At 72.0% G+C, this 19,348-nt stretch carries 18 protein-coding genes; 11 read left to right on the top strand and 7 right to left on the bottom strand.

Annotated elements, in window-relative coordinates; all coding sequences use genetic code 11:
• Positions 1 to 236 precede the first annotated feature (236 nt).
• The 3 genes from glmM to rplM form a co-directional block, all read right to left on the bottom strand.
• Entirely contained in the window at positions 237 to 1,592 is a 1,356-nt protein-coding gene (gene glmM / locus AC3X7Z_RS10355) for a phosphoglucosamine mutase (RefSeq protein ID WP_489975843.1), read from the bottom strand.
• A gap of 107 nt (positions 1,593 to 1,699) precedes the next feature.
• The gene (gene rpsI / locus AC3X7Z_RS10350) at positions 1,700 to 2,200 is read right to left on the bottom strand and encodes a 30S ribosomal protein S9 (protein ID WP_186342406.1); all 501 of its coding nucleotides are present in this window, start codon (positions 2,198 to 2,200) and stop codon (positions 1,700 to 1,702) included.
• 17 nt (positions 2,201 to 2,217) lie between these two features.
• Entirely contained in the window at positions 2,218 to 2,661 is a 444-nt protein-coding gene (gene rplM, locus AC3X7Z_RS10345) for a 50S ribosomal protein L13 (RefSeq protein ID WP_186342407.1), read from the bottom strand.
• 224 nt (positions 2,662 to 2,885) lie between these two features.
• On the opposite strand from rplM, the gene AC3X7Z_RS10340 reads away from it, so the two are divergent.
• Together AC3X7Z_RS10340 and AC3X7Z_RS10335 are read left to right on the top strand one after the other, a co-directional pair.
• Positions 2,886 to 4,211: an NAD(P)/FAD-dependent oxidoreductase gene (locus AC3X7Z_RS10340; RefSeq protein WP_489975842.1), complete on the top strand. Its 1,326-nt coding sequence runs from the start codon at positions 2,886 to 2,888 to the stop codon at positions 4,209 to 4,211.
• Positions 4,212 to 4,330: 119 nt separating this feature from the next.
• A complete protein-coding gene (locus AC3X7Z_RS10335; RefSeq protein WP_186342409.1) occupies positions 4,331 to 5,635 on the top strand; it encodes a citrate synthase in 1,305 nt (434 codons plus the stop codon).
• A 71-nt stretch (positions 5,636 to 5,706) separates the two neighbouring features.
• Here the strand turns inward: AC3X7Z_RS10335 and AC3X7Z_RS10330 are convergent, their stop codons facing one another.
• From AC3X7Z_RS10330 to AC3X7Z_RS10320, 3 genes are read right to left on the bottom strand one after another with little or no spacing between them, the layout of a single operon-like run.
• Positions 5,707 to 6,318: a hypothetical protein gene (locus AC3X7Z_RS10330; RefSeq protein WP_489975841.1), complete on the bottom strand. Its 612-nt coding sequence runs from the start codon at positions 6,316 to 6,318 to the stop codon at positions 5,707 to 5,709.
• Complete coding sequence (locus AC3X7Z_RS10325; protein ID WP_186342411.1) at positions 6,311 to 6,706, bottom strand: hypothetical protein; 396 nt, start codon at positions 6,704 to 6,706, stop codon at positions 6,311 to 6,313. Before AC3X7Z_RS10325 ends, AC3X7Z_RS10330 begins: the two co-directional genes overlap by 8 nt.
• Complete coding sequence (locus tag AC3X7Z_RS10320) at positions 6,706 to 8,166, bottom strand: methyl-accepting chemotaxis domain-containing protein (RefSeq protein WP_186342412.1); 1,461 nt, start codon at positions 8,164 to 8,166, stop codon at positions 6,706 to 6,708. Before AC3X7Z_RS10320 ends, AC3X7Z_RS10325 begins: the two co-directional genes overlap by 1 nt.
• Before the next feature lie 158 nt (positions 8,167 to 8,324).
• Between AC3X7Z_RS10320 and AC3X7Z_RS10315 the strand changes: the two genes are divergently transcribed.
• The 4 genes from AC3X7Z_RS10315 (at position 8,325) to AC3X7Z_RS10300 (ending at position 13,200) form a co-directional block, all read left to right on the top strand.
• Positions 8,325 to 9,593: a S1C family serine protease gene (locus AC3X7Z_RS10315; protein ID WP_186342413.1), complete on the top strand. Its 1,269-nt coding sequence runs from the start codon at positions 8,325 to 8,327 to the stop codon at positions 9,591 to 9,593.
• A gap of 142 nt (positions 9,594 to 9,735) precedes the next feature.
• Positions 9,736 to 10,887, top strand: a complete 1,152-nt coding sequence (locus tag AC3X7Z_RS10310; RefSeq protein ID WP_489975840.1) for an acyl-CoA dehydrogenase family protein — start codon at positions 9,736 to 9,738, stop codon at positions 10,885 to 10,887.
• A gap of 9 nt (positions 10,888 to 10,896) precedes the next feature.
• Complete coding sequence (locus tag AC3X7Z_RS10305; protein WP_489975839.1) at positions 10,897 to 12,036, top strand: acyl-CoA dehydrogenase family protein; 1,140 nt, start codon at positions 10,897 to 10,899, stop codon at positions 12,034 to 12,036.
• 15 nt (positions 12,037 to 12,051) lie between these two features.
• Complete coding sequence (locus AC3X7Z_RS10300; protein ID WP_186342416.1) at positions 12,052 to 13,200, top strand: acyl-CoA dehydrogenase family protein; 1,149 nt, start codon at positions 12,052 to 12,054, stop codon at positions 13,198 to 13,200.
• A gap of 20 nt (positions 13,201 to 13,220) precedes the next feature.
• Here AC3X7Z_RS10300 and AC3X7Z_RS10295 read toward each other — a convergent pair whose 3' ends face one another.
• Positions 13,221 to 14,420, bottom strand: a complete 1,200-nt coding sequence (locus AC3X7Z_RS10295) for a PucR family transcriptional regulator (RefSeq protein WP_489975838.1) — start codon at positions 14,418 to 14,420, stop codon at positions 13,221 to 13,223.
• A 149-nt stretch (positions 14,421 to 14,569) separates the two neighbouring features.
• On the opposite strand from AC3X7Z_RS10295, the gene AC3X7Z_RS10290 reads away from it, so the two are divergent.
• Genes AC3X7Z_RS10290 through AC3X7Z_RS10270 form a run of 5 tightly spaced genes read left to right on the top strand, consistent with a single transcriptional unit; the run spans position 14,570 to position 19,339 of the window.
• Entirely contained in the window at positions 14,570 to 15,331 is a 762-nt protein-coding gene (locus AC3X7Z_RS10290; RefSeq protein ID WP_186342418.1) for an ABC transporter ATP-binding protein, read from the top strand.
• Complete coding sequence (locus tag AC3X7Z_RS10285) at positions 15,331 to 16,035, top strand: ABC transporter ATP-binding protein (RefSeq protein ID WP_186342419.1); 705 nt, start codon at positions 15,331 to 15,333, stop codon at positions 16,033 to 16,035. The genes AC3X7Z_RS10290 and AC3X7Z_RS10285 overlap by 1 nt, the downstream gene beginning before the upstream one ends.
• Positions 16,036 to 16,047: 12 nt before the next feature.
• Positions 16,048 to 16,926 carry a branched-chain amino acid ABC transporter permease gene (locus tag AC3X7Z_RS10280; protein WP_186342420.1) on the top strand — a complete coding sequence of 293 codons (879 nt, stop codon included), beginning with the start codon at positions 16,048 to 16,050 and terminating at the stop codon, positions 16,924 to 16,926.
• A complete protein-coding gene (locus tag AC3X7Z_RS10275; protein WP_489975837.1) occupies positions 16,926 to 17,999 on the top strand; it encodes a branched-chain amino acid ABC transporter permease in 1,074 nt (357 codons plus the stop codon). Before AC3X7Z_RS10280 ends, AC3X7Z_RS10275 begins: the two co-directional genes overlap by 1 nt.
• Entirely contained in the window at positions 17,996 to 19,339 is a 1,344-nt protein-coding gene (locus AC3X7Z_RS10270) for an ABC transporter substrate-binding protein (RefSeq protein WP_489975836.1), read from the top strand. The genes AC3X7Z_RS10275 and AC3X7Z_RS10270 overlap by 4 nt, the downstream gene beginning before the upstream one ends.
• Positions 19,340 to 19,348 lie beyond the last annotated feature (9 nt).

Genomic DNA, 19,348 nt, shown 5'->3' with positions numbered 1-19,348 from the left:
GACACGCCCCGTCCCCGCTAGGACACCCGGATCCGGGCCGTTGAGCGGGGACATCCCCGCTCCAGCACCGCCACGCTCCCGCGCGAGTCTGGCTGGCCCACTACACACGTCCCGTCCCCGCTAGGACACCCGGATCCGGGCCGTTGAGCGGGGACATCCCCGCTCAACCCCGGTGGTCTTCGCCTGCCGACCTCATTCAGATCGCGTCGTCACACGATCTCGACCCACGTGCTCGATCAGTACGGCTGGAGCGCGAGCTCCCGGCGGACGACCTCGGCGAGCCGGGAGGCGACGTCCTGCGCCTCGTCCTCGCTGGGGGCCTCGACCATCACCCGCACGATCGGCTCGGTGCCGGAGGGACGGAGCAGGATGCGGCCGCGGTCGCCCAGGAGCGCCTCCTCCTCGGCGAGGGCAGCGGCGACCACCGCGTCCTCGTCGGCGCGCGACTTGTCGACGCCCGAGACGTTGAGGAGCACCTGCGGCAGCCGGTGGACCACCGAGGCGAGGTCGGCCAGCGACCTGCCGGTGGTCGCCATCCGCTCCAGCACGTGCAGCGCGGTCAGGATGCCGTCACCGGTGGTGGCGTGGTCGCTGAGGATGACGTGGCCGGACTGCTCGCCGCCGAGGTTGTAGCCGGAGACCCGCATCGCCTCGAGGACGTAGCGGTCTCCGACCTTGGTCTGGCGCACGCCGACGCCGGCCGCGCGCAGCGCCTGCACGAAGCCCAGGTTGCTCATCACCGTCGCGACGACGGTGTCCTTGGCGAGCTTGCCCTGCTCGCGCATGGACAGGGCGAGGATCGCGAGGATCTGGTCGCCGTCGACGACGTTGCCCTCGGCGTCGACGGCCAGGCAGCGGTCGGCGTCGCCGTCGAGCGCGAAGCCGGCGTGGGCGCCGTGCTCGACCACCGCGGCGCGCAGCGACTCCAGGTGCGTGGAGCCGCAGTTGTCGTTGATGTTGATGCCGTCCGGGTCGGCGTGGATCGCGATCACGGTCGCGCCGGCGTCCTCGAGGGCACGCGGGCCTGCGGCGTGCGCCGCCCCCTCGGCGCAGTCGAGCACCACCGTGAGCCCGGCCAGCGGATGGCTGATCGTGCTCTCGAGGTGGGCGGCGTACTCCTCCACTGCGGTGTCGTAGACCCGCACGCGGCCGACGTCGCCGCCGGTCGGCCGCTCCCACGGCTCGCCCATCCGGCGCTCGACGGCGTCCTCGATGACGTCGTCGAGCTTGTGCCCGCCGCGCGCGAGGAACTTGATGCCGTTGTCGGGCATCGGGTTGTGCGAGGCCGAGAGCACCACGCCGAGGTCGGCGCCGAGGCGGTCGGTCAGGTAGGCCACCCCGGGGGTGGGCAGCACGCCGAGCAGCAGCACGTCGACGCCGGCCGAGGCGAGCCCGGCCACGACCGCCGCCTCGAGGAACTGCCCGGAGATGCGGGTGTCGCGGCCCACCACCGCCAGGGGCCGGTGCCCCTCGAACTCACCGCGGTCGGCCAGCACGTGCGCCGCACAGACGGAGAGGTCGAGGGCAAGCTCGGCCGTGAGGTCGGCGTTGGCCAGGCCCCTGACCCCGTCGGTGCCGAAGAGTCGCGTCATGGCCCGGCAGCCTACGGGCCGTCGGTGCCTGACGCGCCACCGAGGCCGCACATGCGACGAGGCCCGCACCGTCGTAGGACGGTGCGGGCCTCGAGGTGCAGGCTGGATCAGCGCTTGCTGAACTGCGAGGCCTTGCGGGCCTTCTTGAGACCGGCCTTCTTGCGCTCCACGACGCGGGCGTCGCGGGTGAGCAGCCCGGCCTTCTTGAGCGCGGGGCGGTTGGCCTCGGTGTCGATCCCGTTGAGGGAGCGGGCCACGCCGAGGCGCAGGGCGCCGGCCTGGCCGGCGATGCCGCCGCCGTGGATGCGGGCGATCACGTCGAAGCGACCCTCGAGCTGCAGCTCGACGAACGGCTCGTTGGCGATCTGCTGGTGCAGCTTGTTGGGGAAGTAGCTGTCCATCGAGCGACCGTTGATGGTCCACTCGCCGGTGCCGGGGACGATGCGCACGCGGGCGACGGCCTCCTTGCGACGGCCGGTGGCCGCGCCGGGGGCGATGGTCGCCGGGCGGGCCGGGGAGTCCGCGGAGGCGTCGCTCTCGGACGTGTAGGCAACGCCCTCGGCGTCGGTCTCGAAGGTCTCCTCGACCTCGGTGGTGTTCTCAGTCATCTGTGCGTCCTCAGTCGTCACTGGGAGATCTGCGTGATCTCGAAGGGAGTGGCCTGCTGGGCCAGGTGCGGGTGGTCGGGGCCTCCGTAGACCTTCAGCTTCTTCAGCATCTGGCGACCGAGCTTGTTCTTGGGGAGCATGCCCCACACCGCGTTCTCGATGGCCTTGCGCGGGTCCTTCTCGAGGAGCTCGCCGAACGGGGTGGCCGAGAGGCCGCCCGGGTAGCCGGAGTGGCGGTAGGCCATCTTGGTGGTCTTCTTGGACCCCGACAGCGACACCTTGGAGGCGTTCACGATGATCACGAAGTCGCCCATGTCCATGTGAGGAGCAAAGGTCGGCTTGTGCTTGCCGCGGAGGAGGTTGGCGGTCTGGACGGCGAGGCGGCCCAGGACCACGTCGGTGGCGTCGATGACGAGCCACTCACGCTGGATGTCAGCGGGCTTGGGGCTGTACGTGCGCACGGCGGTGTCCCGTTCTGGTTCGTTGGTCCCGGCCCTCGGACGAGGGCCGGCTGGTGCTGCTGCGGCTTCTGACGAACACGGCCCGGATCGCTCCCCCGACTCAGGGAGGATGACGTCCGGATCTGCACCCGGTCCCGGAGGGAGCGGACGCGGCAGGAGTCGCGACCATCAAGACTACGGCCCGCCCGCGGGGCGGTCAAAACGCCGGGGACCACAATGGGCGCGTGCGCAACGGCGGCGTGTCCTTCTGGTGGCAGCAGGTCGGGCTGCCCTCCCCCACCGACCAACTGGCCGGCGACGCGTCGTGCGACGTGGCCATCGTAGGCGGGGGCCTCACCGGCCTCTGGACGGCCTTCTACCTCGCCGAGGCCGACCCGACGCTCGACGTGCGCGTCGTCGAGGCGAAGTTCGCCGGGTTCGGGGCGTCGGGGCGCAACGGCGGCTGGCTCTCCAGCGAGCTCGCCGGCAGCCCCCGGGCCTACGCCGCGGTGGCCGGCGAGGACGGCGTACGACGCCTGCGCGAGGCGTTGCGCTCGACGGTCGGCGAGGTGATCGGCGTGGCCGCCCGCGAGGGCATCGAGGCCGACATCGTGCGCAGCGGCGTGCTCACCGTCGCGCGCTCGGAGGCCCAGCGCCGGCGGCTCGGCGGCGAGCTCACCGCGGCGCAGGTGGCCGAGCGGGTCCGGGTGGCCGGAGCCGTCGCCGGGCACTTCGACCCCGACTGCGCGCGGGTGCAGCCCGCCCGGCTGGTGGCGGGCGTCGCGCGCGCCGTCCGCGCGCGCGGCGTGCGGATCCACGAGGGCACGCGGGCCACGTCGGTCACCGCCGGGACGGTCGTCACCGACCGCGGCACCCTGACCGCGCCGGTGGTGCTGCGCTGCCTGGAGGGCTTCACCGCCGGGCTGCCCGGGCACCGCCGCGACTGGCTGCCGATGAACTCCGCCATCGTCGTCACCGAGCCGCTCGACCGGGCACGGTGGGACGAGATCGGCTGGAGCGGCGCGGAGCTGCTCGGCGACGAGGCGCACGCCTACTGCTACGCCCAGCGCACCGCCGACGGGCGCATCGCGATGGGCGGGCGCGGCGTCCCCTACCGCTTCGGCTCGCGCACCGACGTCGACGGCCGCACCCAGCCGCAGACGGTCGAGTCGCTGCGCTCGACCCTGACGACGCTCTTCCCGTCGCTGGCCGGCGTGCGGCTCGACCACGCCTGGTGCGGCGTGCTGGGCGTCCCGCGCGACTGGAGCGCGAGCGTGGCGTACGACCCCGCGACCGGTCTCGGCCACGCCGGCGGCTACGTCGGCTCCGGCCTGACCGCCACCAACCTGGCGGGTCGCACCCTGCGCGACCTCGTGCTCGGCCACGACACCGACCTGACCCGGCTCCCGTGGTCCGGGCACCGGGTGCGGAGGTGGGAGCCGGAGCCACTGCGGTGGGCAGGCGTGCACGCGCTGTACGGCCTCTACCGCACCGCCGACCGACGCGAGGACGCGGGGCTGGGTCGCACCAGCCGCATCGCCCGCGTCGCCCACCGCGTCGCCGGCCGGTGACGGCGTGCAGGGATCATGGGCGTCCCTCTGTCTGGACACCTGATTCGCGGTCGTTGCGGACGCCGGTCTAGGTTGAGGGGACCCCACAGACGTACAAAGACGTATGAACAGGAGCCGACGTGACCGACGTTGCGGCCAAGGATTCCCTGACTGTCACCGACAATCGGACCGGTCAGACGTATGACATCGCGATCACCGACAACACGATCGCGGCCAAGGACCTCGGGCAGATCCGCCTCGACGAGGAGCAGCCCGGACTCGCGACCTACGACCCCGGGTTCGTCAACACCGCCTCGTGCCGCTCGTCGGTGACCTACATCGACGGCGACAAGGGCATCCTGGAGTACCGCGGGTACCCCATCGAGCAGCTCGCGGAGAAGTCCAACTTCCTCGAGGTGGCCTACCTCCTCATCCACGGCGAGCTCCCCACCAAGGAGCAGTACGACGCCTGGGTGCACGAGATCACCTACCACACGTTCGTGCACGAGAACGTGAAGAACTTCATGCACGGCTTCCGCTACGACGCCCACCCGATGGGCATGCTGATGGCCTCGGTCGGCGCCCTGTCGACGTTCTACCCCGACGCCCGCAACATCAGCGACGCCGACAACCGGCACATGCAGATCGTGCGCATGATCGCGAAGATGCCGACCCTCGGCGCCTGGTCGTTCCGCCACGCGCAGGGCAAGCCCTACGTCTACCCCGACAACGACCTCGGCTACACCGCCAACTTCTTGTCGATGCTGTTCAAGATGAGCGAGCAGAAGTTCGAGGCCGACGAGCGCCTGGTCAAGGCCCTCGACGTCCTCTTCATCCTGCACGCCGACCACGAGCAGAACTGCTCGACCAACGCGGTGCGCTCGGTCGGCTCCTCGCAGGTCGACCCCTACTCGGCGGTCTCCGCCGGCATCGGCGCCCTCTACGGCCCGCTGCACGGCGGCGCCAACGAGGCCGTGCTGCGGATGCTCAAGCGCATCGGCAGCAAGGAGAACATCCCCGCCTTCATCGAGGGGGTGAAGGACGGCAACGAGCGGCTGATGGGCTTCGGGCACCGGGTCTACAAGAACTACGACCCGCGCGCCAAGATCATCAAGAAGTCCGCCGAGGACGTCTTCGAGGTCACCGGCACCAACCCGCTGCTCGACATCGCACTGGAGCTGGAGAAGATCGCGCTCGAGGACGAGTACTTCGTCAAGCGCAAGCTCTACCCCAACGTCGACTTCTACTCGGGCCTGATCTACGAGGCGTTCCAGTTCCCGCCGGAGATGTTCACGGTGCTGTTCGCCATCGGCCGCACGCCGGGCTGGCTCGCGCAGTGGTCGGAGCTGGTGCAGGACAAGGACCAGAAGATCGCCCGCCCGAAGCAGATCTACACCGGCGACCGCGAGCTGACCTTCACCCCCGCGTCCGAGCGCTGGGCCTGAGTCCCCGCTCCACCGTCGTACGAACGAACGCCCCCGGCCGCACGGCCGGGGGCGTTCGTCGTGTCCGGGCCTCAGGCGGCCGCGACCACCTGCTCGGCGACCGAGCGCACCACCTGCTCGTACTGCTCGACCTGCTTCGGCTCGGCACCGGGCGCGAGCAGCCTGATGGTCAGCAGGCGGTCGCCGGCGAGCGTCGCGAGGTTGACGTAGACCGGGCTCCCCGCTCCTCTCACGAGCAGTGCGGGGCTGCCGCCGACCGTCACGTCCTCGATCTCCTCCTGGCCCGAGATCTGGAGGGCGGCTCCCTCCTGGTCGAGGTCGCCGGGCTCGGTCACGAGCTCGACCTCCACCACCGTGGGCTCGTCCTTCTGGAACAGCGAGCAGCCCTCGTCGCCGCCGATCTCGCCGACACCCGACGGCTCCTCGAGGGGCACGCCGTTGTCCGCTCCGGCGACCTGGACGTCGATCGCCTCGCAGGCATAGCCGTCGCCACCCGCGGCGCCATCGGACGTGGGCTCCTCCGTGGGCTCCTCCGTGGGCTCCGCTGACGAGGTGCCGCTCAGGCTGCTCGTCGCACTCCCCGGGTCGGTGGGCGCCGGCTCGTCGTCGCCGCCGCACCCCGATGCCACCAGCACCAGGGCCACGGCCGCGAACGCCGTCGTCACCCGTCTCAGGTCAGTCACGCTGCTCCTTCGTGTCGAGTCGGGCGAGGGTCTCGCCGGTCTCTCGTGTCGTCCGCACGATCGCGGCCTGGATGATCTCGAAGCCACGGTATTCGTCGTGCGGTCGCTGCCAGAACCGGTCCCAGGTCGTCGCCCGCCGCTCGACCCGCTCGTACACCCGCCGGAAGTGGTCGGGCGCGTCCTGCGCCCCGGTGATCTGCTCGAGTGCCGCGACGATGTCGGCGTCGAGCGGCTGCGCCCCCTCCTCCTCGAGGATGCGATCGACCAGGTCGTCGACCTCGTGCAGGCGCTCGAGCAGGGCCGACGTCGTGGCGTCCGCGCCGAGGTCACCGAGGACCTGCTCGATCGGGTCCTGCGGAGCGGCGCTCGAGGCGTCGTAGAACTCCATCAGCGACCACCCACCCGCTCGGCGACCTTCGGGACGCGCACGTCGTCCTCGGGCACCGCCACCTGCGGCGGCGCCATCGGGGGGTGCCACTCGGGCGGCAGGACCGACGGGCCGAACATGCCGGGCTGGCCCGCGGGCGGGTCGTCGGGCACGCAGTCCTCGTCGTAGTGGACGCTGGGATCCGTCTTGCCGGCCTCGTTCACGCCCTCGTCGACGGCCGCCTCGAGGTCGTCGAAGGCCTCGCCCTCGGGGTCCCCGAAGTCGGTCTTGAGGTCCTTGAGCGACTTCTCGACGTCGGTCACGTCCTTGGGCAGGTCGCTGAGGCTCATCTTGCCGCGCGCGTGCGGCAGCTTCTCGATGATGGTGACGACCTGCTTGACGGTGTTGATCCGGTCTGCCTGCTCCTTGGCCCACTCCTCCACGTCGTCGGCGAGCCCGAAGGCCACCTTGATGAGCTTCGTGACGGTCTTGACGTCGTCGACGAGGTCGGTGAAGAACGCCGTGCCCTTCTCGGCGATCTCCTTGATCGTCACGAAGATCCCGACGGCCGCGTTGATGCGCTTGAGCAGGAACTTCATCAGCTTGAAGAGCTTCTGGGCGAGCACCCGGATGATCTTCTCCACCTTGATGGCGATCTTCTCGCTCATCTCCGCCAGCTCGTCGAAGACCTTGGCCAGTCCTGACACCACGGCCGAGATCGCGGTCATCACGGTGCCGTAGAGACCGATGTGGGCCGTCAGCGTCAGACCCGCCTGGCCCTTCATGGCCGCCGAGGCGTTGATGGCGAGGAGTCCGAAGTTGTAGGCGTAGTCCTTCAACGCCTTGGACAGGTTGCGGCACGCCGAGGCGTTCTGCTGGATCGCGTAGTAGTCACCCGACAGCGGGAAGACGATGAAGTCCTCCAGGCTCTTGTCGGGAAGCTCGTCGAAGATGTCGATCTTGTGGTCGCGGCACCACTTGATGCACTCGTTGATCTTGTCGCGCGCGTCGTCCCAGCCGGTCACGACCGACTGGAACGGCTGGTCGTGGTCCTTGGGGAACTGCTGCTCGCCCGGAGGCGGTGCGGTGAGGACGTCCGTGGGGTCCTTGAGGTTCTTCAGCCGCACCTCGATGCCGGCGCCCTCGCCCCCGGCCTGTCCGGGCTCGCCGGTGAGCCTGTCGATGTCGAACTTGATGCTGTCGTCGGTCGCGTAGACGTCCTTGGCCGTGGTGACCACCGCCTCGCGCAGCCCGTCGTAGCGCGTCTCGAACGTGCTCTTCACCGTGGTGAAGTGGCCACGCATCGTGCCCATCGCATCGGCGAGCTTCTTGAGTGCGAAGGGCTCGAAGTCGAAGCCCGCCGCGTTGCACACGTGCGTGCCGACGTACGTGTCGATGCTGTCCACCTGGTCGCGGATCGCGACCATGTCCTCGAGCAGCATGTCGAGACTGCCCCACTGGATCTGCAGAGTCTGGCCCATCGTTATCCCCCCGGTTCGGTGCTGACGCCACCCGTCTACCCCGTTGCCCGCGCCGTACACCTGGCTGCCGGACGTGCCCTTGCGAGGTGCCGCGAGGTCATCGCGGCTTTACAGCGGGCTCTCAGCGCATCCACAGGGTCCCGGCGCACAGTGGAGCCATGACCGAGCGACCCACTTCCCAGTACGGCGGCCCGCAGACCCCGCGCCCCGCCGGTGACAACCCGTTCCAGCAGGCCACGGCGGGACCAGGAAGCACTGACAGCGTGCACCCCGCCACCGGCGCGGCCACGCCGCCGGGACAGTACCCCGTGACCGCACCCCCGCCCCAGCGGCGCCCGAGCGGTCGCGCCGGGCTCGCCGCCGCTGTCCTCGCCACCTCGCTGCTCGTCGGCGGAGGCGCCGGCTTCGGTGGCGCGGCGCTGTGGCACGCCACCCAGGACGAGCCCGCCAGCGCGTCGCAGTCGGCCCCCGCGTCGCCCGCCTCGGAGGCGGACACCCCCGCCCCCGAGGGGTCGGTGGAGTCGGTGGCGCAGAAGGTGCTGCCCAGCGTCGTGAAGATCGACGTCGCCACCGCCCAGGGCGGCGGCTCGGGCTCGGGCATCGTCCTCACCGCCGACGGCACCATCCTGACCAACAACCACGTCGTCGAGGGCGCCGAGGAGGGCGGCCTCCGGGTGTCGTTCGACGACGGCACCACAGCGGACGCGACGGTCCTCGGCACCGACCCGCTGACCGACACCGCGGTGATCAAGGCGGAGGGCGTCTCCGGCCTCACACCCGCGACGATCGGCAAGTCGGCCAACCTCGGCGTCGGTGAGAGCGTCGTCGCGATCGGCTCGCCGTTCGGCCTCGACGCGACCGTCACCAGCGGCATCGTCAGCGCGCTCGACCGTCCCGTCAACGTCGGCTCGGACGACCAGGGCAACTCCACCACCTACCCCGCGATCCAGACCGACGCGGCCATCAACCCCGGCAACTCCGGCGGCCCGCTGGTCGACATGACCGGAGCCGTGGTGGGCATCAACTCCTCCATCCGCTCGGCCGCCTCCCCGTCCCCCTACGGGCAGAGCGAGGCCGGCTCGATCGGTCTCGGCTTCGCGATCCCGATCGACGAGGTCATGCCGATCGTCGACCAGATGGCCGCCGGCGAGACCCCGACCCACGCGCGCCTCGGCCTGCGGGTCACCGACGCCGAGGACGGTGCGCAGATCGCCGGAGTCTCCGACGGCTCGACCGCTGCCGACGCGGGCATCCGTGCCGGCGACGTGATCACCTCGATCGACGACCACCGGATCACCGGCGCCGACTCGCTCGTCGCGACCATCCGGTCCTACCGGCCCGGCGACAAGGTGGAGATCACCTGGACCCGCGACGGCCAGACCAAGCAGGCGACGGTCACCCTGGACTCCGACGCCACCCAGGGCTGACCCCCTCCCATTCCCTCCCCCTCCCCTTCCCTTCCCCGCACTCCCGCCCCCACCCAGTGGGGGCGGGAGTTGTGCGCGTGGAACATCGACCCGTGACCACCGGGCGGACATGATGGGGCCACCCGTCACCCCGAGGAGTCACATGCAGCTCGAGCTCAGCCCCGCCGACGCGGAGTTCCGGACCCGGATGCGGGAGGTCTTCACCACCAAGGTGCCGCAGGAGATCCGCGACGCCGTGCTGGAGGGGCGCCACCTGGCCCGCGAGGACTTCGTGGCGGCCCAGCGCACCCTCAACGCCGAAGGGCTCGCCGTGCCGCACTGGCCGGTCGAGTGGGGCGGGCAGGACTGGACCGACCTCCAGCGCCACCTGTGGCACGAGGAGCTCCAGCGCGCCGGGGTGCCGCCGCCGCTCGCCTTCAACACCTCGATGATCGGGCCGGTCATCGCCCACTTCGGCACGCAGGAGCAGAAGGAGCGCTTCCTGCCCGCGACCGCCAACCTCGACATCTGGTGGTCGCAGGGCTTCTCCGAGCCCGACGCCGGCTCCGACCTCGCCAGCCTGCGCACCACGGCCGTGCGCGACGGCGACGACTGGGTCGTCAACGGCCAGAAGACGTGGACCACCCTGGGCCAGTACGGCGACTGGATCTTCACCCTCGTGCGCACCGACCCCGAGGTCAAGAAGCAGGCGGGCATCTCGATGCTCCTCATCGACATGACCACCCCGGGCGTGGAGGTGCGCCCGATCGAGCTGATCGACGGTGGCCACGAGGTCAACGAGGTGTGGTTCACCGACGTGCGCGTGCCCGGCGACCTGCTGGTCGGCGAGCTCAACGGCGGCTGGACCATCGCCAAGTTCCTCCTCGGCAACGAGCGCGTCGGCGTCGCCCCCGTCGGCACCGTCAAGCGGGTGCTCGCCGGGCTGAAGACCACGGCCGCGGACCGGATGGGCGACCCGCTCGTCCGCGCCCGGGTCGCCGAGCTCGAGACCGAGCTGCTCGCCCTCGAGCTCACCGCGCTCCGCGTCGTGGCCCACTCCTCGCACGGCGCCCCGCACCCGGCCTCGTCCGTCCTCAAGCTCAAGGGCACCGAGCTGCAGCAGGCGGTGAGCGAGCTCGCCCTCGACCTCGCCGGCCCGGCGTCGCTCGCCGCCCGGGCGGGCGACGACTCGCCGCAGGAGGGCTGGGCCCGGCGCACGGCGCCGGCCTACCTCAACCTCCGCAAGGCCTCGATCTACGGCGGATCCAACGAGATCCAGCGCCAGATCATCAGCCGCACCATCCTGGGACTCTGAGGAGACGACGTGGACTTCACCTACGACGACGAGCAGCAGGCGCTGCGCGAGGCCGTCCGCGGCCTCCTGGCGACGGCGTACGCCGACCACGACCGGCGCCGCCGCACGGTGGCCGAGGAGCCCGGCTTCGACCGCGGGCTGTGGGGACGGCTGGCCGAGATGGGCATCCTCGGGCTGCCCTTCAGCGAGGACGACGGCGGCGTCGGCGCCGGACCCGTCGAGATCGGCATCGTGTGCCAGGAGCTGGGCCGGGTCCTCGCGCCCGAGCCCTACCTCTCCGCCGTGGTGCACGCAGGCGGCCTGGTCGCCGCGCTCGGCACCGCGGAGCAGAAGGCCGACCTGCTCGGGCGGCTCAGCGCCGGCGAGCTCCTGCTGGCCGCCGCCGACACGTCCCCGGGCGAGCGCTGGACCTCACGCGCCGACGGCGTGCGCGCCTCGGTCACCGACGGCGGCTGGACGCTCGACGGCGTGGCCGACCCCGTGATGGGCGGCGAGTCGGCCGACCTCCTCGTCGTGACCGCCGCGCTGCCCGCCGGCGGCACCGGGGCCTTCCTCGTGGAGCCGTCCGCGGCGACGGTCTCCGGCTACGCCGCCGCCGACCTCACCCGGGCGGCCACCGTCCGGCTCGACGCCAGCGCCGCGACGCCGCTTGGCGAGCCCGGCCGTGACGTCACGGCGAGCGTCGCGACCCTCAGCGACCTCACCCGGATCATGGGGGCCAACCAGGCGCTCGGCGTCATGCAGAGCCAGGTGCGCGCGACCACCGACTACCTCAAGAGCCGCAAGCAGTTCGGCGTCACGCTCAACACCTTCCAGGCGCTCACCTTCCGCGCCGCCGACATGTACGTCTCGCTGGAGCTCGCGCACAGCGCGGTCGACTGGGCGACGATGACCATCGCTGGCGGTGACCGCGAGGCGGTGGCCGACGCCGCCGACCGCGTCGGGCTCCAGGTCTCCCGCGCCGCGCGCCACATCGGGCAGGAGGCGATCCAGCTCCACGGCGGCATCGCCATGACCGCGGAGTACGCCGTCGGGGTGGGCACCGCACACCTGACGGTGCTCGAGCAGTGGCTCGGCAACGCCGGGCACCACCTCTCCCGGCTCTCCGAGCGGGTCACCGACCACGACCGCGTCGAGGCGCTGTCGTGAGGCGGGGCGGCTGACGTGGACCTCTCCCTCACCGAGGAGCAGCAGGCGTTCCGCGCCCTCGCGCGCGACTTCCTCGAGCGCGAGGCGGTCCCGCACCGGATGCAGTGGGACCGCGACGAGTCGGTCGACCTCGCGATCGTGCCGCGGATGGCCGAGCTCGGCTTCTTCGGCCTCACCATCCCCGAGGAGTACGGCGGGGTCGGCGGCGACTACGTCACCTACTCCCTTGCCATGGAGGAGCTCGGCCGGGCCGACTCCGCCCTGCGCGGCATCGTCTCGGTCAGCAGCGGCCTGGTCGGCAAGTCGATCCTGTTCCACGGCACCGAGGAGCAGAAGCAGGAGTGGCTGCCGCGCCTCGCCTCGGCCACCGCGCTGGGGTGCTTCGGGCTGACCGAGCCGGGCACCGGCTCCGACGCCGGCAACCTGACCTCGCGGGCCGTGCGCGACGGCTCCGACTGGGTGCTCGACGGTCAGAAGCTCTTCATCACCAACGGCACCTGGGCCGACGTCGCCCTCGTCTTCGCGCGCACCAGCGACGACGGCCCGCGGGGCGTGACGGCGTTCCTCGTCCCGACCGACTCCCCCGGCTTCACCGCACGCGAGGTGACGGGCAAGCTCGGGCTGCGTGGACAGGCGACCGCCGAGCTGTTCCTCGACGGCGTGCGCGTGCCCGACTCCGCCCGTCTCGGCGAGGTCGGGCAGGGCTTCAGGATCGCGATGGGCACCCTCGACAAGGGTCGGCTCGCGGTCGCGTCCGGGTGCGTCGGCATCGTCCAGGGCTGCCTGGAGGCCTCGGTGGCCTACGCGACACAGCGCACCCAGTTCGGCAAGCCGATCGCGTCGTTCCAGCTCGTGCAGGACCTGATCGCCGGCATCTCCCTCGACGCCGATGCCGCGCGACTGCTGGCCTGGCGGTGCGCCGACCTCATCGACCGCGGTGAGCCCTACGGCGTCGCCGCCTCCAAGGCCAAGCTCTTCGCCTCCGAGGCGGCCGTCCGCGCCGCCAACGACGCGATCCAGGTGCACGGCGGCGCCGGCTACGTCGACGACTTCCCGGTCGCGAAGTACCTCCGCGACGCGCGGGTGATGACCCTCTACGAGGGCACCTCGCAAATCCAGAAGCTCCTGATCGGGCGGGCGGAGACGGGCATCAGCGCGTTCTAGCGGCCCTCGCTCCCGGCCGGTCAGGACCGGGCGGTCAGGGCCAGCCAGAGGAGCATCTTGTCGCGCGGGTCGGTGAGGTCGCGTCCGGTCAGTCGCTCGATCTGCTTGATCCGGTACATGACGGTGTTGCGGTGGCAGTAGAGCTCCTCGGCGGCGTGCGTGGGTGAGCCGTCGTGGGCGAGGAGCGAGCGCAGCGTCTCGAGCAGCGTGTCGACCTGCGGGTGGTCGAGCAGGGCGCCGAACGCCTCGACGATCAGCAGCGGCGTCACGCACGAGTCGCCCGCGAGGAGCACCTCCGGCAGCCGGTCGCTGACGCCGACGACCCCACCACCGGCCGGTACGGTGCGCGCCGAGCGCATCGCCAGGCGGAACGCGGTGCCGAAGCCGTGGACGCCGTCGCTCGACGCGACGGCGATCCGCCCCTCGCCGGCGGGCTCGATGAGCCGGACGAGGCCGGGCTCGTCCGGCAGCCGGCCCGACAGCAGCCCGTAGGCCGCGCCCGAGCGCACGTGCCAGTGGGCGGTGATGCCGTGGCGCTGCAGCTGGTCGTCGAGCCGGCCGACCGGGTCGCCGTCGCCCTGGTCCGCGATGACCACCACGCAGGCGACCGCGTCGTGGGCGTCGAGCCCCAGCGCGGCGCGGGCCGTCTCGGCGAAGGTGGGGTCGCCTCCGCGACCGTCGGCCAGCCCGTCCATCACCGTCTGCTGGCGCTGCTGGTCGCGGCGGTGCACGCGGTCGCGCTCGCGGTGGTAGGCCTCGATCAGGACCGCGCTCTGCACGTCGAGGTTGGACCAGACCGCCCGCGCCGCCACGAGGAGGTCGGTGTCGGGCACGTCGGCCGCACCCGAGCGTCCGGCGGCCTCGGCGAGCGCCTCCCAGAGCACCCGCGCCCCCATCGTGTAGGCGTTGAGGACCAGCTCGAGCGGGACGCCCTGGCGAGCCCGGCGCCGTCCCGTCTCGCGCCACAGCTCGACGGCCGAGGCCTTGGCCGAGTCGATCCCCGACAGCACCTGCAGGCCGCGCCGGATGTGCTCGCGGCAGGACTGCCGGATGTCGTCGGGCAGGTGCGCGTTCATCTCGGCGTAGGTGTCGATGTCACGGGCCAGCAGCCGCGCCGAGATCACGTCGGCCACCTCGTCGGAGCGGTGCAGGATCGAGCGCCAGGCGCGCTCGACCCGCTCGGAGGCCGGAGCCGGCTCGTCGCTCACCCGTGTGTCCACGGCCCCACCGTGGCACCCGGCGCACACAGATCGCCACCGCTGGGGCCGAATTGGCCTCCGGTTCTGTGCTGCCCGCCCAATGTGCTCGCAGCCCGATCTGGTGACAGTGGTCTACGTCATGTCCCGGACCGGGAAGGGTCGAGCCACACGTGGACGAGCTCCAGCTGAACGACGTCACCGTCACCTTCGGCGGGCTCACCGCGCTCCGCGACGTCAGCCTCGCGGTCGGGGCGCGCGAGGTGCACGGCGTGATCGGCCCCAACGGAGCCGGCAAGACGACGCTGTTCAACGTGGCGTGCGGGTTCGTGCAGCCCGACAGCGGCGAGGTGGTCCGGCGCGGCGAGCGGATCGACCGGCTGCGCCCCCGCGACCTCCCGGGGCTCGGGATGGCCCGCACCCTGCAGGGGCTCGGCCTCTTCGACCGGATGACGGTGCTGGACAACGTCATGGTCGGGGCCGACCACCACGCCCGCTCCGGCTTCCTCGGCTCGCTGCTCGCGCTTCCGAGGGCCGGTCGCGACGAGCGGGCGCTGCGCGAGCGCTCCCGCGCGACGCTCGACGACCTCGGTGTCGCGGCGTACGCCGATCGCTACCCGCCGAGCCTGCCCTACCCCGTCCGCAAGCGTGTCGCCCTCGCCCGCGCGCTCGTCGCCGCCCCCGAGGTGCTGCTCCTCGACGAGCCGGCGAGCGGGTTGTCGGCGGCCGAGATGGACGAGCTCGGCGAGCTGGTGACCACGCTCGCGGGGACGACCTCCGTGCTGCTCGTCGAGCACCACATGGACCTGGTGATGCAGGTCTGCACCCGCATCACGGTGCTGGACTTCGGCCGGGTCATCGCCCAGGGGACGCCCGAGCAGGTGCGCGAGGACCCGGCTGTCCTCGCGGCCTACCTCGGGGAGGAGGTCGGCTGATGCTCGCCATCACCTCCCTCTGCGCCGGCTACGGCCCGATCACGGCGCTCGACGACGTCACGTTCACGGCCCGCGAGGGAGAGATCACCGCGGTGCTCGGCGCCAACGGCGCCGGCAAGACCACGCTCCTGCGCACCGTGTCCGGGCTGCACCGCGCCCGCTCCGGCACGGTGGAGCTCGCCGGCCGCCCGCTCGACCGGCTGCCGGCCGAGCGGATGCCCGGGCTGGGCATGGCCCACGTGCCCGAGGGCCGCGGCGTCATCACCGAGCTGACCGTCGAGGAGAACCTGCGCCTCGGCGGGCTCGGGCGCGGTGGCAAGGTCAGCCGCGGCGACCTGGACCGCGTCTACGACCTGTTCCCCGTCCTCGGCGATCGTCGCACCGCGCTGTCCACGACCCTGTCCGGGGGCGAGCGGCAGATGCTGGTCGTCGGGCGGGCGCTGATGGCGCGGCCCACGATGCTGCTGCTCGACGAGCCGTCGCTGGGCCTGGCGCCCCGCATCGTGGCGCAGCTCTTCGGCCTGGTCCGCGACCTGGTCCGCGCCGAGGGCCTCAGCGTCCTGCTCGTGGAGCAGAACGCGCGCAGCGCCCTGTCCGTCGCCGACCGCGGGGTCGTGCTCAGCCTCGGCCACGTGGTCGCCGACGCTCCGGCCGACCAGCTCGCCGGCGACGAGAAGCTCCGCCACGCCTACCTCGGATTCTGACCAGGAGACCCTGTGCTGCAGCTCGTCAACACCGCACTGACCGGCCTGACGCTGGGCATGGTCTACGCGGCCTTCGCCCTGGCGCTCGTGCTGATCTGGCGCTCCACCCGCGTCGTCAACTTCGCCCAGGCGCCGATGGCGATGGTGACCACCTTCGTGGCCCTCGTGGTCATCGACGCGGGCCACAGCTACTGGCTGGGGTTCGCGGCTGCGCTGCTGTCGGGCCTGGTCCTGGGCGCGGTGCTCGAGCGGGTGGTGATCCGCCCGGCGGAGGGGGGACCCGAGATCAACGCGGTCATCCTGACCCTCGGCCTGTTCATCGTGCTGCACGCCCTGGCGGCCGTCGTCTTCGGCAACCGCTACCGGTCGTTCCCGGCGCCGTTCGGGCTGCGGGGATTCGAGGTCGGCGGGACGACCATCGCGCTCAACGGGTTCGGCGTCTTCACGATCGTCTCGGTCGGGGTCGTCCTGGTCGCGCTCGTCGCCCTCTTCCGGTTCACCGACGTCGGACTGCGGATGCGCGCCGCCGCCCTCGACCAGGAGGTGGCGCGGCTGCTCGGGGTCCGGGTCGGGCACATGCTCACCCTCGGCTGGGCCCTCGCGGCGGTGGTCGGCTCGCTCGCCGGCCTCCTGATCGCCGGCGGCAGCCTGGTCCACCCCGCCTACATGGACTCGGTCGTGGTGTTCGGCTTCGTCGCGGCCGTCCTGGGCGGGCTCGACAGTGCGCTCGGGGCGGTGGTCGGCGGGCTGGTGCTGGGCGTGTCGCTCAGCTTCGTCAGCGGCTACGTCGGCTCGCAGCTCGTGCCCCTGGCGGCGCTGGCGATCCTCATGCTGGTGCTGACGCTGCGACCCGGCGGCCTGTTCGCCCAGGCCCCGGAGCGTCGGGTCTGATGCGCGCCCGGGCTGCGGCGATCTGGGGCTCCACCCTCGGCCGCCACCTCGTGCTCACGCTGGCTGCGCTCGTGGTGCTGGTGGTGGTCCTCGAGAGCGTCTCTGACTACCGCAACACCCAGCTCGCGGCCATGGCCTACCTCGGCATCGCGGCCGGCGGGCTGACGGTGCTGACCGGCACCAACGGACAGCTCTCGCTGGGGCACGGAGCGCTGATGGCGGTCGGCGCCTACACCGCCGCCCTGCTGCTGCCCGAGCGCGACTCGGGGATGCCGCTGAGCGTCGTCGTCGTGGCCGCCGTGCTGACCACGCTGGCCGTCGGCACCGTGGTCGGGCTGGCCGCCGCGCGCCTGCACGGGCCCTACCTCGCCGGGGCCACCCTGGCGCTCGCGGTCGCCGTCCCGGGCATCGCGCTCTACTTCAAGCAGACCCTCGGCGGCGAGCAGGGCCTGCGCGTGGTGATGCCCGAGATCCCGGTGTGGGTGCTCGACGTCGCGTTCTTCGTCACCGGTCAGGAGCTCACCCGCTCGCGCTTCACGGCGTACGTCGGGTGGCTGACGCTGGTCGTGGTCTACCTGCTGCTGGCCAATCTCGGCGCCGGGCGCACCGGGCGCCGGTGGCGGGCCGTGCGCGACGCGGAGGTCGCCGCCGAGCTGGCCGGCATCGACCTCGGGCGTGCGCGGGTCTCGGCGTTCATGGTCAGTGCGGCCGCGGCGGGGGCCGCCGGCGCCATCGTGGCCTTCACCGTCAAGCTCGCCGCCCCGAGCGCGTTCACCCTGACCCTGAGCCTCACCCTGCTCGCGGCGATCGTGCTGGGCGGCCTCGGCAGCCTGACCGGGGCGCTGCTCGGGGCCGGGCTCCTCACCTTCCTGCCCGGCATCGTCACCGACCTCGGCCGCGGCGCCGGGCTCGACGACATCCGCGCGGCCGAGCTGGCCCCACTGGTCTACGGGCTGGTCACGGTGGCGGTCATCCTCCTCGCCCCCGCCGGGATCGTCGGCTCCCTCCGCGGCGCCCTCGCGCGTCGACGCAGCACCCATCGCACCACCTCATCGAAGGGAACATCAGCATGAGCAGACACTTCCGGGTCGCAGGACCCCTGGCCGTCGCGCTGGCGACCTCGCTCGTCCTCGGGGCGTGCGGCGCCGGCGGGCGCGACGACTCCGACGACGGGGACGGGGGCGGTGGCGGGGCCGCCGCCGACCCCGGCGTCACCGACGACACGGTCACGATCGGCGCGACCTTCCCCCTGACCGGCGTGGCGGCGCCGGGCTATGCGGAGATCCCCACCGGCGCGAAGGCCTACTTCGACTACGTCAACGAGGCCGGCGGCGTGCACGGCAGGACCATCGAGTACATCGTCAAGGACGACGGCTACAACCCCACCAACACCAGCACCGTGACCAACGAGCTGGTCCTGCAGGACGAGGTCTTCGCCACGGTCGGCTCCCTGGGCACCCCGACGCAGGCCTCGGTCGCCGACTACCTCAACGACGAGGGCGTGCCGCAGCTGATGGTGTCCTCCGGCTCGCTCCAGTGGGGCGACGACGTCGAGGCACGCCCGATGACCTTCGGCTGGCAGCCCGACTACGAGTCCGAGGGCAAGGTCATCGGCCAGTGGGTCGCCGACAACATGCCCGACGCGCGGGTCGGGCTGTTCCTCCAGGACGACGACCTCGGCGAGGACGCGGAGAAGGGCGTGCGGCGCTACATCGACGACCAGATCGTCGCGGTCGAGCGCTACACCACCGGCAACACCGACGTCGCCCCCCAGATCACCGGCCTGCAGGCCGAGGACGTCGACCTGGTGCTCGCCTTCAACACGCCCTCCTACACGGCGCTGAGCCAGCTGGTCGCGCTCAAGACCGGGTTCACCCCGAAGTGGTTCTACGCCAACATCGGCTCCGACCCGGCCCTGGTCGGCTCGCTGCTCGAGCGCTTCTCCGAGGGCGCGGTCACCGGCGACTCCGGCGCCCTCGACGGGGTGATGACGAGCGAGTACATCCCCGGCGTCGACAGCGCCGACGACCCCTGGGTGCAGCTGTGGCAGGAGGTGTGGGACGAGCACGGCGGCAAGGGCGAGCTCACCAACTACCGCATCTACGGCATGTCCCAGGCCTACGCCTTCGTCCAGGCCCTCGAGGCGGCCGGCGAGGACCTGACCCGCGACGGCCTGGTGGCGGCGATCGAGGACGGCGGCGCCGAGTGGGAGGGCCCGCAGCTCGCGCCGTTCCGCTACAGCGCCGACAGCCACATGGGCATCGCCGGCATGCGGCTGGTCGAGCTGAAGGGCGGCGTGGGCGAGCCGCTCACCGACGTGCTGGTGACCGACATCGGCGACGCCGAGATCACCACCGACGACTCGGGCCAGGCCGACGACAGCCCGCCGGAGGGCGGCGTGCCGACCAGCTGAGGCGGCCGC

The organism is Nocardioides sp. Z24_21 (genome assembly GCF_058134345.1).
Note: the sequence above shows the minus strand (reverse complement) of the source record. Positions and strands in the feature narration are given on the sequence as shown.

Coding starts and splice junctions, on each gene's coding strand:
- glmM (WP_489975843.1), bottom strand. CDS start 1,592: ATGACGCGACTCTTCGGCACCGACGGGGTCAGGGGCCTGGCCAACGCC.
- rpsI (WP_186342406.1), bottom strand. CDS start 2,200: ATGACTGAGAACACCACCGAGGTCGAGGAGACCTTCGAGACCGACGCC.
- AC3X7Z_RS10325 (WP_186342411.1), bottom strand. CDS start 6,706: ATGGAGTTCTACGACGCCTCGAGCGCCGCTCCGCAGGACCCGATCGAG.
- AC3X7Z_RS10320 (WP_186342412.1), bottom strand. CDS start 8,166: ATGGGCCAGACTCTGCAGATCCAGTGGGGCAGTCTCGACATGCTGCTC.
- AC3X7Z_RS10315 (WP_186342413.1), top strand. CDS start 8,325: ATGACCGAGCGACCCACTTCCCAGTACGGCGGCCCGCAGACCCCGCGC.
- AC3X7Z_RS10310 (WP_489975840.1), top strand. CDS start 9,736: ATGCAGCTCGAGCTCAGCCCCGCCGACGCGGAGTTCCGGACCCGGATG.
- AC3X7Z_RS10285 (WP_186342419.1), top strand. CDS start 15,331: ATGCTCGCCATCACCTCCCTCTGCGCCGGCTACGGCCCGATCACGGCG.
- AC3X7Z_RS10275 (WP_489975837.1), top strand. CDS start 16,926: ATGCGCGCCCGGGCTGCGGCGATCTGGGGCTCCACCCTCGGCCGCCAC.
- AC3X7Z_RS10270 (WP_489975836.1), top strand. CDS start 17,996: ATGAGCAGACACTTCCGGGTCGCAGGACCCCTGGCCGTCGCGCTGGCG.